12 protein-coding genes are annotated in these 13,583 nt (G+C 40.2%); 9 read left to right on the top strand and 3 right to left on the bottom strand.

Annotated features, from left to right (window positions below):
• Window positions 1-236: 236 nt before the first annotated feature.
• The 6 genes from def (at window position 237) to AC25JC_RS08095 (ending at window position 5,686) form a co-directional block, all read left to right on the top strand.
• Window positions 237-719: a peptide deformylase gene (def, locus tag AC25JC_RS08120; protein ID WP_486923830.1), complete on the top strand. Its 483-nt coding sequence runs from the start codon at window positions 237-239 to the stop codon at window positions 717-719.
• A 192-nt stretch (window positions 720-911) separates the two neighbouring features.
• Window positions 912-2,123 (top strand): GGDEF domain-containing protein, encoded by a 1,212-nt coding sequence (locus tag AC25JC_RS08115; RefSeq protein ID WP_486923829.1) that lies wholly within the window; start codon window positions 912-914, stop codon window positions 2,121-2,123.
• Window positions 2,124-2,141: 18 nt separating this feature from the next.
• Entirely contained in the window at window positions 2,142-2,594 is a 453-nt protein-coding gene (locus AC25JC_RS08110) for a hypothetical protein (RefSeq protein ID WP_180183167.1), read from the top strand.
• A 64-nt stretch (window positions 2,595-2,658) separates the two neighbouring features.
• The gene (locus AC25JC_RS08105; RefSeq protein ID WP_486923828.1) at window positions 2,659-3,936 is read left to right on the top strand and encodes a glutaminase; all 1,278 of its coding nucleotides are present in this window, start codon (window positions 2,659-2,661) and stop codon (window positions 3,934-3,936) included.
• A 90-nt stretch (window positions 3,937-4,026) separates the two neighbouring features.
• Window positions 4,027-5,067, top strand: coding sequence for a molecular chaperone DnaJ (locus tag AC25JC_RS08100; RefSeq protein ID WP_486923827.1), 1,041 nt, complete (start codon window positions 4,027-4,029; stop codon window positions 5,065-5,067).
• A 196-nt stretch (window positions 5,068-5,263) separates the two neighbouring features.
• Window positions 5,264-5,686 (top strand): endonuclease domain-containing protein, encoded by a 423-nt coding sequence (locus AC25JC_RS08095; RefSeq protein ID WP_486923826.1) that lies wholly within the window; start codon window positions 5,264-5,266, stop codon window positions 5,684-5,686.
• Window positions 5,687-5,752: 66 nt separating this feature from the next.
• Here the strand turns inward: AC25JC_RS08095 and AC25JC_RS08090 are convergent, their stop codons facing one another.
• The 3 genes from AC25JC_RS08090 to AC25JC_RS08080 all read right to left on the bottom strand — a co-directional run bounded on the left by AC25JC_RS08090 (window position 5,753) and on the right by AC25JC_RS08080 (window position 10,760).
• Window positions 5,753-7,093, bottom strand: coding sequence for an SMODS domain-containing nucleotidyltransferase (locus AC25JC_RS08090; RefSeq protein WP_486923825.1), 1,341 nt, complete (start codon window positions 7,091-7,093; stop codon window positions 5,753-5,755).
• Window positions 7,090-7,743, bottom strand: a complete 654-nt coding sequence (locus AC25JC_RS08085; protein ID WP_180114789.1) for an SLATT domain-containing protein — start codon at window positions 7,741-7,743, stop codon at window positions 7,090-7,092. Before AC25JC_RS08085 ends, AC25JC_RS08090 begins: the two co-directional genes overlap by 4 nt.
• A gap of 122 nt (window positions 7,744-7,865) precedes the next feature.
• Complete coding sequence (locus tag AC25JC_RS08080; RefSeq protein WP_486923824.1) at window positions 7,866-10,760, bottom strand: valine--tRNA ligase; 2,895 nt, start codon at window positions 10,758-10,760, stop codon at window positions 7,866-7,868.
• Between the two features lie 184 nt (window positions 10,761-10,944).
• On the opposite strand from AC25JC_RS08080, the gene AC25JC_RS08075 reads away from it, so the two are divergent.
• The 3 genes from AC25JC_RS08075 to AC25JC_RS08065 all read left to right on the top strand — a co-directional run bounded on the left by AC25JC_RS08075 (window position 10,945) and on the right by AC25JC_RS08065 (window position 13,558).
• Window positions 10,945-11,616 (top strand): hypothetical protein, encoded by a 672-nt coding sequence (locus AC25JC_RS08075; RefSeq protein WP_486923823.1) that lies wholly within the window; start codon window positions 10,945-10,947, stop codon window positions 11,614-11,616.
• A gap of 44 nt (window positions 11,617-11,660) precedes the next feature.
• Complete coding sequence (locus AC25JC_RS08070; protein WP_078191399.1) at window positions 11,661-12,467, top strand: SDR family oxidoreductase; 807 nt, start codon at window positions 11,661-11,663, stop codon at window positions 12,465-12,467.
• A gap of 74 nt (window positions 12,468-12,541) precedes the next feature.
• The gene (locus tag AC25JC_RS08065) at window positions 12,542-13,558 is read left to right on the top strand and encodes a hypothetical protein (RefSeq protein WP_486923822.1); all 1,017 of its coding nucleotides are present in this window, start codon (window positions 12,542-12,544) and stop codon (window positions 13,556-13,558) included.
• The last annotated feature ends 25 nt before the right edge of the window (window positions 13,559-13,583 follow it).

Raw genomic sequence — 13,583 nt, 5'->3', positions numbered from 1 at the left:
CGCATTAACTTAAAGAATGATTGCTAATAGATAATGGCGTACCTTGATGTATAAATGATAAATATCAATGGTATAGGGTAGTATGATCTACTATTTTACTTTGTGCTCTATATAAACCACAAAAGATTCAAAGCCATAGCACGCTGTTGTTTTATACTCAGAACCGATAATTATACATATCGCGTGGTTGTTTTTTTTACGTGATTTAAGCCCGCTAGACTTAAAAGGATAAAAACATGAGTTATGTTGCTGCTGTTGCACAGCGTGGTGAAGCAATTTTGACGCTAACTGCCGCAGAGGTACAAGCATCTGAAATAGGTTCTGCATGGTTAACTGCACTAAGTGAAACACTGCATGCCACTATGCTTGAGCGTCAAGGCGTAGGCATTGCCGCGCCGCAAATTTATGTTTCAAAGCGGGTGATTATCGTGGCTTCACGTGCAAATTTACGCTATCCCGATGCGCCTGAAATGGAGGCGATCGTGATGGTGAATCCAGTGATTACATCACGATCGACAAAGACTGTATTGGGTGAAGAAAGCTGCTTAAGTGTGCCGAATGCACGAGGACAAGTCCCGAGAGCCGAGCAAATTCACGTGCGATATTTGACCCTTCAAGGTGAAGTCAAAGAGAAAACCCTGAATGGCTTTCCTGCACGGATCGTACAACATGAGGTCGATCATCTGAACGGGATCTTATTCACCGAGCGTTTAGAATAATAAACTGTACTATTTCAAAAAGATAAAAGTGACCAATTGAGCTAAAAAAAATAGCGGAAAAGTAATTTGAATAGTGGTGTAAGTGAAGTTTAAAGGCTTCAAAGGTTGCACTTTTAACTGTGAAAATAGGCTTTCTTTTTGAAGTTCAAACCTTGTATAACTAGCGAAATAATAAAATAAAAAAGAAGATTAATGGGGAAAAATTGGGGCAATGCTGTCTGTACGAAATGGGGCGTACAATGGCGTAAATTGAAGCATCTTTTGTTTGAGTCAGACTATCTCATCATCAATTGGTCTGACTACGATAAAGGGCGTTTACTTCTCATCTTTGGCATGCTGAGTCAAGTTAGCGTGTTGAAGTGGTGCATCATGAATTTTTATTATTCGACCAATCGGATTTGGTTTAATCCGAGTGAACTCAAGTTGAGGATCATGGTCGCTTGTATAGTCCTACTCAGTTATGGCGTATTGGCAGTACTCAGTCTTTATTTTAAAAAATATTTAAATTTTAGACTGTTTTTTAGCTATTTTGCGCCCGTCCTATTTGGGATCGGCATGATCTATGGTGGCTATATGATCGGGATCTATAGTCCTGCCACCATGGCGGGGACGGTCAATCTACTGATGGTCGGTTTAGTTTTTTATCGTCCTGCAATTATGCTCAGTATCACATTTCCGATCACATTGTTTATTGGCTACATTTGCTATCAAACTTCGATTGACCATCTAGAATATGCACCGATTTTCAGCCCAGCTTTAAAACAGAGTGAGTTTTACGACAATGCCTTTTGGCTGATGAGTATGGCGGAGTTGTATTTACCCATATTGATCGTCAGTGCAGTATTTTTTCAGATTTTGCTTTTACAGTGGCGACACCGTGAACAAAAGATGGAAGTCCTCAGCCGTGTTGATGGCCTGACCAATGTGTTTAACCGTCGTTATGTCAGTCATGAACTTGATACGCTCAGCAAACAGACACGGCCTGAATTTGCAGTGGTTTTGCTTGATCTCGACCATTTTAAATTGATCAATGACCAATATGGACATGATGCAGGAGATGCCGTTTTACAACGTGTTGCTCAAATTTTAAATGACAATACTCGTGTACAAGATGTGGTTGGGCGTTATGGCGGTGAAGAATTCATTTTAATTCTAAAAAATCAGAGTTTAGAGCAGGCGATAGAGGTCGCTGAACGCTGTCGATTGGCCATTTCTGAAGCTGAAACCATGATAGCCAACTATCAAATGTTGAAGATTAGTGCAAGTTTCGGTGTAGCAACTGCGATTGAGGGGACACCGTCTGCTGTGGTCACGCGTATGGCCGATCAAGCGCTGTACATGGCAAAGCAACAAGGTCGTAACCAAGTACGCAGCTTTCGTGAGTTAAACTTGGCAGAAGATTAAATAATTTAAACGATAGTTATGCAGCAATTACAATTTCAGCTCGGATTAGCGCAGCTCGACTTTCAGACCGAGCAAAAGAATATTCATTTTGATCATGGCTTAGTCGCTTTGGTGCAAAAATGTGTTCGACATCAGCGCTTCGATGCTTTGGCAATTGAATATTTGATCTATGAAATTGAAGAAATTTTAGAACGATTACAGCTCGATTATCAGACGCAGCGCTATGCTCAGTCGAATGATGCGATGCTGCATATATTGGCGCAGACCTTTTTTGAACATGCGACCCGCATTGAACGACAAAGCTTAGAACATGGCTTTAATGAAATGATTGAACATACTGAATATTATCAAAATCTCTTTGGTGAACAGGCAATCATTCAACTCAGTTATTTCGTTTTTATTCGAGAAATGATGCACCATTTGAATATACAGCACATACAGGTTTTAGCTCAGAACACGGCTTCACCATAAGGACTTATACAGAGGCAGCTCAATTTGTTATAAATAAAAAAGCACACAACAAAAAATAGCCCTTATGAAAACGCCTGTTCCAGATTATTTAAAGCATGTCCTCAATGCCTGCGATGCTAATCAGCAGGGAGTTTTGGCAGATTATATTCCTGAGTTAGCTAACGCCAATCCGAATAGACTGGCTTTAGCATTGTCTACCGTAGATGGCACGATTTATTCCACGGGTGATGACGAAGTCGAGTTCACCATTCAGTCGATGTCTAAACCTTTTGCTTATGCCTTAGCGATTCGTCATCTTGGTCTAGACAGCGTTTTACAAAAGGTCGGTGTCGAGCCATCGGGAGAGGCGTTTAATCAAATTGCACTCGATCCACAAAGCAATACCCCGAAAAACCCGATGATCAATTCGGGAGCAATCACCACACATTCACTTTTACCGCATGACGAGCACAGCACTCGAGCTGAAAAACTCCGTGAATTTTTAAGTGAACTGGCAGGGCGTGAGTTAAGTTTTGATGAAGCGGTTTACCAGTCTGAAGTGAAGACGGCTTTTCGAAATTTGTCGATCGGTTACATGCTGCGCACAGTCGGTGTGCTTGAAGAAGACCCTGAAGATGTGGTGAATGGCTATATTCGTCAGTGTGCAATATTAGTGACGGTTAAAGATTTGGCAAAAATGGCCAGTGTGCTTGCCAATGGTGGCGTGCAAGCAGCTACAGGAAAACGGTTGCTGTCACGTTCGGTGGTGCGCCAAGTGTTGAGTGTGATGATGACTTGCGGCATGTATGATGCTGCGGGGGATTGGCTGACAACGGTCGGTATTCCTGCCAAAAGCGGTGTGGCCGGTGGCATCATGGGGGCTTTGCCGGGGCAGGTTGGGCTAGCGGTCTTTAGTCCGAAACTGGATACACATGGGAATAGTGTTCGAGGCGTCGAAATATTTGAACGACTGTCGAAGGACATGGGGCTGCATGTGATGGAGGGAACTCCTTCAGCGCAAACGATCGTCCAAAGTCGCTATAGCTGCGGGATAGATCATTCGGTGGTGGTGTATGAACTGCGCGGCGTATTGCAATTTACTGAGTCGGAAATGTTGCTGCGGATCTTAGAGGATGAAACTGTTGCGACTAACCATATCGTTTTAGACCTGACCAATATTTCTTTGATACACGATGTTGGTGTCCGAATGCTCTTTGAAGGTGTAGATCGTTTAATTGCGGATGGTCATCGCGTGGCAGTAATCGACTCAGAGCATCTCTTGGAACAAAGTCGAAGTCATGCAGGGCATGAGGTGGTGGTTCGGGAAGAGCTGAGTCAATATTTACAACGGTTTGAGCGTTAATGGATAAAAATCCATTGTTGATTCATACAAGGTGCTCATAAGTTTCGTGCTTAGATCGGCTATAATTTTCTTTTTGCGTTAAATTTGCTTATGTCTTTTGAGTTAAAAGTCAGTCTACTCCCGAGTGCTGAAGCTTTATCCCCACAGCATAAAAAGCTGAATAAACTGATTGAGCAAATCGAACAGCAAAAGCTGGATTTAGATCTTTGGCAAAATGCCAAAAGTGAAATTCAGAGTTATATTCAGTTAAAACTTGTACCGATCTATCGTGATTTGCATGCGGTGTACTACCGTCAACTAACTCAGCTTTGGCAACATCTACAGCAAGAAGACTTCGCCAAAGCAGATTTAGCACAGCTCGATGTGAAGCTTGCGAAATTGGCAAAGCAGCTGAAAAAATCCAACTATTTAAATACAGCAGAACTTGAAAAAGTCTCGGAGGTCGATGCTTTTTATCAGCAGCATCATGCACATAATCAAAAGCCAAATAAAAAAGCCAAGTTAGCCCACACTGAACAGAGCAAAGCAAAAGGTTATGTTGATATAGAACAAGAAACGACAGAAGAATATGAGTCATATGAAGAGTGGGACAGCGAACAATATCAACGTGAGAAAGAAGATCATCAGCGGAAACGCTTAGCGCAAAAGCGTGAACAAGCTGAAAAGTTAGTGAACCAATCACTGAAAACCGTGTATTTAAAAATCACTGCAATGATTCATCCAGACCGCGAACCTGATGAAAGCAAAAAGGCTGAAAAAACTGAATTACTGCAAGTGGTAAACCAAGCCCATGAAGCGCAGGATTTGTTTTATTTATTAAAGTTGCAATTACGGCTAGAAACCAATAAAGGAAAAAGCCCTAAAGCCTTAACGGATGAGCATTTAAAGTTTTATAAAATGGCGCTAGAAGCGCAAAGCCAACGCCTAGCCAGTCAGATTGATGACATCACGGATAGCTTTCATTGGAGTGAAAAACCAAAGCCGAAAAATATGCAGATAAAAGATGTGTATAAGGTGATTGATGGCGATGTTTCGGTGTTAAAAGAACAAGTGAGGTGGGAAAAAGAACGACTGAAATATATGGAGAAGGTGAAAGGGGTGGAGGTGTTGCTGGAGAATGGGGTGCTTTGATACTTTTTTCATTAAAAGCACGTTTCCCTCAACCCCCTTGCGAAGCAGTGCTTCTCATCCCATAGGGAGAAGGAGCTGCATCTAATTAAATCCCGTCTATTGGCTTAATAATGAATATTCCCTCTCCTTGTAGGAGAGGGCTAGGGAGAGGTTATAAAATTTGATAATCTAAATAAAATTATAAAAACAAAACATAATGAACCATAAACTCGACCCCCAACTTTTAATATTCGCCAAATCCATGCGTCACACTGCCACCGATGCAGAACACCTCATGTGGCAAATCATACGTGCCAAGCGTTTTATGAATCTTAAATTTCGTCGTCAGCATGTGATCCAACCTTATATTGTAGATTTTTACTGTCATGAAATTGGCTTAGTGATTGAGCTAGATGGCAGTCAACATGGAACAGATGATGCAATTGAATATGATGCTGAACGAACCAAGTTTTTAGAGGTTTTAGGTTTAACCGTTGTGCGGTATTGGAATCATGATGTGTTGGGGTGGACGGATGTGGTGTTGGGGGATTTGTGGCAGAGATGTTGTGAATTAAAAAATACCTCTCCCTTGCGCAGCAGTGCTGCTCATCTCCTAAAAGGAGAGGGAACTCCAATATGAAATTCATACAGGTATTAAATCAAAAGACGCTCCCTCTCCCTTTGGGAGAGGGTCGGGGTGAGGGTACTAGATATGGACGCTTACATGATCACGAGCGACACATACTCCATTTTTTATAATGTAGCATTCAACCCAATGTTCACCACAGAAACTAGACTTTTCCTGAAGGCGAGAATCTTTGTGCTTTCCGAAAGTGCTATCTTGTAATGCACCACGTTCTTGATTTTTTGCTACGGCAGCAGGACCAATATTACGTACCTTCCACTTGACTTGATATGGTGGTTCGACATCTGTATCCCTGATGTGGAACTCTAAATTTCTACTTATAGGAACTTTATAATTAGACAAAGCTTTCTTAAGCATTTTCCAAGTTCTTGATTCCAGACTAATAGAGTAATCAATAGATAGATAGTTTCTAATATCAACTTTCCCATTATAAACATGTTCAATAAACCGCTCATTTGGAGCTTTCTTACGCACAATAAAACTTTCGTGAAGTTGCTCTAATTCTTCTTCAGGGAAGTTCACCCCAAATACTTTTGCCCATTTTTCATTAGCAACAGATTCATCCTCTAAGGCTTCAAGGCATAGCTGATATGCCTTCTTCATTTTTCTATGATTTTGCCATGACCCATGAACATTTTGCTTACTACCTGGCGCTTTCCAAATATTTTGATCAGGCTTAAGATCGTATTGATCGACTAGATATTTAAAGAAATCTTTTACCAATTCACCATAATTTTTATAGCTAATATTTTTATAGTTTTCAGATTGTTTTAGAAAATTATAACTTAAAGTATCAATCCAAAGACCTGAACATTTAGCCCCTACATGATTTTTCCAAGCTCGTACCATTCGGCATAAATGCCGATAAGTATTATGACCATACTCATCATTTAGTCTTCGAGTCTCTTCTATTTCAAGTTTTGGTTTGGTTTCTCTCCAACGTCCACCATCATTGGAATCTGGGAAAGTATAGATGTCATAATCCAAAGTACCGTCATCATTTGTGTTTAAATAAAATGTTGGTAGAACTTCAATGCGGAAACCATCTAGATCAATTCCCACGATTTGACCATCTGCTTTAACTTGGTCATGGTCATATACATTTTGAATGGCTTTCTTCACATCTTGTAATAATGAGCTTTGTCCACCTGATGAATATGCATTGAATTTATCGTAAATTGATTTTGGTAGTTCAAATGCCATATCAAGATCGCTGATGCCATTGATCCCAGTTTTTCGTCCATATGACCCAATTTGGCGACAATGAGTAGAAGTGCTCTCAGATTCATAGTAGTACTCATTTAACGCTTTAGTTACTTTGTTATAGTTTTCAGAAATGACATTAATATTTTGAATTTGGATGTTTTCAATAAATTTTTTAAATAAAGCAGCTGTTGTCATTTGCAGATTCCTTTAAAAAGTTCTAGATATGTTTGAGCATGACCATTAGCTACTAAATGATTAGCAATATAAAAACCAATAATTAATAAAAGAATCAGAATACAAAGCGTAATACAGAGAACAAAAAATGAAAAAGGTAGTTTATCAAAGAAAAATTTTAGTTTTAATTCGTCGGTAAACCATTGAGTGTTAACTTTTTTAGTCCAAAACATTTTGATATGGGCATACCAATCACTTCCAAAAATTTGCTTTTCGATAGCTAAATTTTTTTGATGATTGTCCAAAGTTATCCATTGTTGTTCATATGTAGAAATATTTTGAGTGGGAGAAGCATTTTTTACATCGTAAAATAGTTGTTTTAGATCACGCTCAATATCTTGTAATTGCGATGCTGTGGTTAAGTATTTGCTATCATTATATTTTTCCATATACATGACTAATACACCGCCGACAACTCCTGCGATAGCTAATGCAACAAATCCATTTAAACTTTGGTATCCGAGCATAAAAATACTTAAAACTAGTAAACCAAGACCAACACGTGTGATTGTTTTATTGGCTAGATCAAAAGTTGAATAACATTTATCTTTTCCATAACTAGTTGAATAACCACTTATTGCGATCTCATTTAAAAGTTGATCTTTAGTCATGTAATTCTCATATTTATTTTATTACATGTTTTATGGTGACAACTTATACAATTTCAATACCAATGCTTACAAAAAAATCCCCTCACGAAGAGGGGATTTTTTTGAACCAAACTAACAACACCTTAAAGCGCTGCAATTTGCTCCATATTCGCTTTAATTTTCGCTAACTGGTCAGCAAACTCAGCAAGTTTCACTTTCTCGCCTTCAACCACAGCCGCAGGCGCTTTTGCCACAAAACCTTCGTTAGAAAGTTTAGTTGCAATTTGGTCATGCTGTTTTTGAACCTTGTCTAAGTCTTTTTGCAAACGACCCAATTCCGCTTTAGGGTCAATTAAACCCTTCATTGGAACGAATACAGACACATGACCTACAACGCTTGATGAAGACAATGGCGGTTGTTCAGCATCAGCTAGGAACGTAATGCTTTCAACTTTTGCCAATGCTTTAAACAACGGTTCAATACGAGCGATTTGCGCTTTTTCAGCATCAGTGGTGTTTTGCAGAAGAACAGGCAACAAACGAGCATTACCTAGACCCATCTCACCACGGATGTTACGTACCGCACCAATCAAACCTTGCAGCCATTGCATATCAGCTTCAGCTTGGTCGTTAATGAGTGCTTGCTCAGCAACAGGGTACTGCGCCAACATAATCGTTTCGCCAGAAATGTTCAGTTTCGGCGCAAGCGTTTGCCAGATTTCTTCTGTTAGGTAAGGCATCAACGGATGAGCCAAACGTAAAGACGCTTCCATCACAGCAAGAAGAACACGACGCACTTCAGCTTTACGCTCAACCGATACGTTTTCGTCATTTAGAACTGGTTTAGTTAATTCAACATACCAGTCACAGTATTCATTCCAAATGAACTCATAAATCGCTTGTGCAGCCAAGTCTAAGCGGTACGTTGCAAACGCAGTTTGCACCGCTTGTTCCGCTTTTTGCAGACGGCTAACAATCCACTGTTCAGGCAATTCCCAAAGGTCTTGACGTACGTCTTGACCAATCACTTGCTCTTCGCAGTTCATCATCACGAAACGGGTAGCGTTCCAGATTTTATTCGCGAAGTTACGGTAACCTTCAACACGTTTCATGTCGAACTTGATGTCACGACCTGTGTTTGCAAGCGCACAGAATGTGAAACGAACCGCATCTGTACCGTAAGATTGAATACCTTCAGGGAATTCTTTACGTGTTGATTTTTCAATCTTCGCTGCTTGTTTCGGGTTCATCAAACCTGTTGTACGTTTTTGTACTAAAGTTTCAAGATCAACACCGTCAATCAAATCTAATGGGTCAAGCACGTTGCCCTTAGATTTAGACATTTTCTGACCTTCGCCATCACGAACCAAACCGTGTACATACACAGTTTTGAACGGAACTTGCGGTGTGCCGTCTTCATTTTTCATGAAGTGCATGGTCATCATGATCATGCGGGCAACCCAGAAGAAGATGATGTCGAAACCTGTTACTAGTACATCAGTCGGGTGGAAAGTATTTAAGAAGTAGTTTTCTTTATCTTTCGCAGCGTCACCAGTCCAACCTAAAGTTGAGAATGTCCAAAGACCAGAAGAGAACCAAGTATCGAGTACATCTTCGTCTTGTTTTAATTCAACTTCAGGTGCAATGCCGTTTTTCGCACGAACTTCAGCTTCATCACGACCTACAAATACGTTGCCTTCAGCATCGTACCAAGCAGGAATACGGTGACCCCACCACAATTGACGTGAAATACACCAGTCTTGAATGTTATTCATCCAAGCCATGTACATGTTGCTGTATTGCTCAGGGACAAACTTAATTTGACCGTCTTGAACCGCTTTAATTGCAGGCTCAGCTAGTGGTGCAATTTTTACGTACCATTGGTCTGTTAGAAGTGGCTCAACGATCACGCCTGAACGGTCACCACGAGGTGGCTTCAAGGTATATGGTTGAATTTGGTCTAACCAGCCTTCAGCTTCCGCTTGAGCAACCAATTTTTTACGTGCTTCAAAACGTTCTAAACCAATGTAGTCCGCAGGTGCGGGAATGGTTTTAGAAATTTGCTCGCCCGCTTTCGCGATGTATTCAAATTCAGCAAGAACTTCAGCATTTTTGTTGAAGATATTGATGATTGGAAGTTCACAGCGTTTGCCCACTTCATAGTCATTGAAGTCGTGCGCAGGGGTGATTTTCACACAGCCTGTACCAAATTCTTTGTCTACATATTCGTCTTTTACGATAGGAACAGCACGGCCTGTAATAGGTAGGATGATGTTTTTGCCAACAAGCGCTGCATAGCGTTCATCATCCAGTGCAACTGCAACAGCGGTATCGCCAAGCAATGTTTCAGGACGTGTTGTCGCCACAACGATGTGGTCTTTACCATCGTGGGTGCGGATTGATTTGTCTTCAAAGAAATATTTGAAGTGCCAAAGTGAACCTGCTTCTTCTTTATCAGACTCAACTTCTAAGTCAGAAAGGGCAGTTTGTAGTTTAGGGTCCCAGTTTACAAGGCGTTTACCACGGTAAATTAAGCCTTCTTCATGTAGCTTAACAAAGACTTCTTTAACCGCGTTAGAAAGACCTTCGTCCATGGTGAAGCGCTCACGTGACCAGTCTACAGATGAGCCTAGACGACGAATTTGACGGGTAATGTTCCCGCCAGATTGTTCTTTCCATTCCCACACTTTTTCAATGAACTTTTCACGGCCAAGGTCGTGACGGCTGATGCCTTCAGCACCCAATTGACGTTCAACAACCATTTGCGTTGCGATACCTGCATGGTCGGTACCTGGCTGCCAAAGGGTGTTTTTGCCAGACATACGGTTATAACGAGTCAACGCATCCATAATGGCATTGTTGAAACCATGACCCATGTGCAAGCTACCGGTGACGTTTGGCGGCGGAATCATAATACAGAATGAATCACCTTTTTGAGATGGCTTGAAGTAGCCTCTCTCTTCCCAAGTCTTGTACCATTTTTTTTCGATCTCGGTCGGATCGTAGGTCGTAGCAATATTTTGCGCTGAATCAGTCATAGTCTAAACAGATCAAAAGTGGATAAAAAATTAGATCTATTGTAGCAAAAAAAATGGTGAATTAGGGATGTTGGGCGAATGTTAACTTTTAGGATTTGGCAGTAAATAAAAGAGTCCGTATGATAGGACCTAAGATAAGAAGTACCCATTGATCCCAAAACTAAGATAAAAGGAGCAATATCAAATGACTTATTCTATTTCTTTAAAGATTCAACCTACGACATATCAACGTTTTGAGACGATTCATCAAAAACTCAATGAAGGTGAAACAGAAAGTCAGTCCAAAGCCTTAGGGGATAATTTAGCGGATATTGTATGTGAAATTTTAGATCAAGTTTTTGGCCAAATGGCGCGCATGAATAAGTCTGGAGACAATGAATCCGAAAAAATTATTCAGCAAATACGTGAAACGACCCGTAAATATATGCCGTGGTCGGTGTCTTTTTTTGGCAATGACCGCCTTGTACCGATGGTAAATTATTTATATGGACGTTTTTACAGCGAAGATGGTCAGCATTATATGCATTATCCGATCGATGCCTCTTTAGCCACCGACTTGCTTGCCTATGTCAGTCAAATGAAAGAAGGGCAGAATCAATATGTCCCACTCGCATTGAAGGCATTTACACAAGTGGTCGATGCCGGGGTGACGCATTTGGTGCGAGAACCAAAAAAAATGCTGAAATTTAATATGGTGGTGGATAAAACTTTAACCGGTGTCATCAATCTCACCACGCAACTCGGATATAAACGCTTCGATAAACTCGGCAAAATTTATGATGCACAATCGATGAGTCAGTACTTTGATCATTTTATGGTGTTTTTGAACAATGAGCCTGTACTACGTAAAGTATAAAATACATATAAATGAATAAATTAGTTATTTAAAAGGATGTCAAAATGGCAAAACGTGATGATTTGAACGGAAAAGTGGTGTGGATTACTGGGGCATCGTCAGGTTTGGGTGAAGCTTTAGCAAAAGAATGTGCTTTGCAAGGGGCGCAGGTCATTTTGACCGCACGTCGTTTTGAAGAGTTGGAAAAAGTCCGTGTTTCATTATTACATCCAGATCAGCATCTTTCAGTGTGTGCAGATATTACCAATGAAGAACAAGTTCGCCATGCTTATGAACAAGTCCTTGCGCATAAAGGCCGAATTGATTGGCTAATCAATAATGCGGGATTGAGTCAGCGTGCATTGATTACGGATACGACTATGCAAACTGAACGTGCCATCATGGAAGTAGATTATTTTTCGCAAGTCTATTTAACCAAAACCGTTTTACCGACATTTTTAGCACAAAAGTCTGGTCGAATTGCTTTTGTTTCAAGTGTTGCAGGCTTATTAGGGACACAATACCGCGCGACCTATTCTGCTGCAAAAGCTGCCATTCATATGTGGGCGAACAGTCTACGTGCGGAAGTTGCGGATCAAGGGGTGGGCGTATCGGTGATATTCCCCGGATTTGTCAAAACCAATGTTTCATTTAATGCACTCAATGGTGCCGGCAAGCCACAAGGGCATCAGGATGAAGCCATTGAAAATGGTCTAGAAGCCAATGAGTTTGCCGAAACGGTGGTGCAATCTTTGCAACGTGGGGAAGAATACATCGTGGTGGGTGGTTCTAAAGAAAAGCTCGGTGTTTGGGTATCTCGATTATCACCGACAACGTTATATAAAATGATTCGTAAAACCAAAGTGAAGTAAATTTTATCAAGTTTAAATAGTTTAAAAGTCACTCTTAACAGTGACTTTTTTAATGAGTAACGAGATTATAAGAAATGAAAAAGAATAATTTTAACAAATGGGGAATAGCCATCAGTTTGTGCGCAATCATTGGTGCAATCGGTACAATGGCATATTTTTATTTTAAACAGAAAACTCAAAAAATTGAGCAGAAGTCAACGCTCGAAAAGCCTGAAAAAGAAATAGGAACTGTATCAGAACCCGTTATTGAATCTGTTGAGATTGAACCTAAAGTTGAAGCGGCGAGTGCAGAAGTTGTTATGCGAGGACCAAATGAGTGGTGGTTACCGATCGAAGCACTGTTTGATGAAAAAGGATTATTGAAGTCTGAGTATTACAGTCAAAATCCTCAAGATTCAGATGTTGATAAATTACCTTATAGTTCGAATAAAATTGGTGATTTTAAATGGCGAGCTGAATTTCATCCTGTTGATGATTTTAAAGGCGATCAGGCTAGATTCAAAGATCAATGTTTTGGATATTGTGTTTTAGTGAAAGGTAAGTTGCTGACCAGTGTTGAATCGACTGTATTTACGGGAGCATTTATTGCGAAAGATCATTTGATCGAAGTGATTGCACATAAGGGGAGTGGCGCATATATGCCTGTCAACTATAGCTTTATCAAAATCGACAAAGCTGGTAATGCAGAGTTAATCTCAGATGATCATAATTCTTACAAAGATCAATTGGCTCGTATCAATCATTCGGGACTCGAGATTGACTTAAAACCATTTAGAAAACTTCAATATTTTCTTCTAATGAATGAAAATGGTTTAAATGTGTCGATGCAAAAACCCAATAAGGTGGATGTCGAACCGACTCAGTGTAAAGAGTATTACGAAGGAACATTAGAGGCATGTCCAACTTTATATGGATGTAAAGCTGACATTGTGGTGCAAGATCTGGCACGTGCTTATGCTGGAGATGTTGCATTTAGTTATCATGATCCAAATATTGATGAAAAGAAATTTAATGAAGTTTGTTTTAAAGTTTGTCGCAATGAAAATGTGAGTTATGAAGAGTTTGAAAACACATTGTGTAAAGTAAATTAAATAGTAAAAATGAATTGGGGAGAAG

This window comes from Acinetobacter sp. P37 (genome assembly GCF_057480965.1).
Note: the sequence above shows the minus strand (reverse complement) of the source record. Positions and strands in the feature narration are given on the sequence as shown.

What these genes read in the sequence shown, in the direction of transcription:
- def (WP_486923830.1), top strand. Translation starts at nt 237, where the DNA reads ATGAGTTATGTTGCTGCTGTTGCACAGCGTGGTGAAGCAATTTTGACG.
- AC25JC_RS08115 (WP_486923829.1), top strand. Translation starts at nt 912, where the DNA reads ATGGGGAAAAATTGGGGCAATGCTGTCTGTACGAAATGGGGCGTACAA.
- AC25JC_RS08110 (WP_180183167.1), top strand. Translation starts at nt 2,142, where the DNA reads ATGCAGCAATTACAATTTCAGCTCGGATTAGCGCAGCTCGACTTTCAG.
- AC25JC_RS08105 (WP_486923828.1), top strand. Translation starts at nt 2,659, where the DNA reads ATGAAAACGCCTGTTCCAGATTATTTAAAGCATGTCCTCAATGCCTGC.
- AC25JC_RS08100 (WP_486923827.1), top strand. Translation starts at nt 4,027, where the DNA reads ATGTCTTTTGAGTTAAAAGTCAGTCTACTCCCGAGTGCTGAAGCTTTA.
- AC25JC_RS08095 (WP_486923826.1), top strand. Translation starts at nt 5,264, where the DNA reads ATGAACCATAAACTCGACCCCCAACTTTTAATATTCGCCAAATCCATG.
- AC25JC_RS08090 (WP_486923825.1), bottom strand. Translation starts at nt 7,093, where the DNA reads ATGACAACAGCTGCTTTATTTAAAAAATTTATTGAAAACATCCAAATT.
- AC25JC_RS08085 (WP_180114789.1), bottom strand. Translation starts at nt 7,743, where the DNA reads ATGACTAAAGATCAACTTTTAAATGAGATCGCAATAAGTGGTTATTCA.
- AC25JC_RS08080 (WP_486923824.1), bottom strand. Translation starts at nt 10,760, where the DNA reads ATGACTGATTCAGCGCAAAATATTGCTACGACCTACGATCCGACCGAG.
- AC25JC_RS08075 (WP_486923823.1), top strand. Translation starts at nt 10,945, where the DNA reads ATGACTTATTCTATTTCTTTAAAGATTCAACCTACGACATATCAACGT.
- AC25JC_RS08070 (WP_078191399.1), top strand. Translation starts at nt 11,661, where the DNA reads ATGGCAAAACGTGATGATTTGAACGGAAAAGTGGTGTGGATTACTGGG.
- AC25JC_RS08065 (WP_486923822.1), top strand. Translation starts at nt 12,542, where the DNA reads ATGAAAAAGAATAATTTTAACAAATGGGGAATAGCCATCAGTTTGTGC.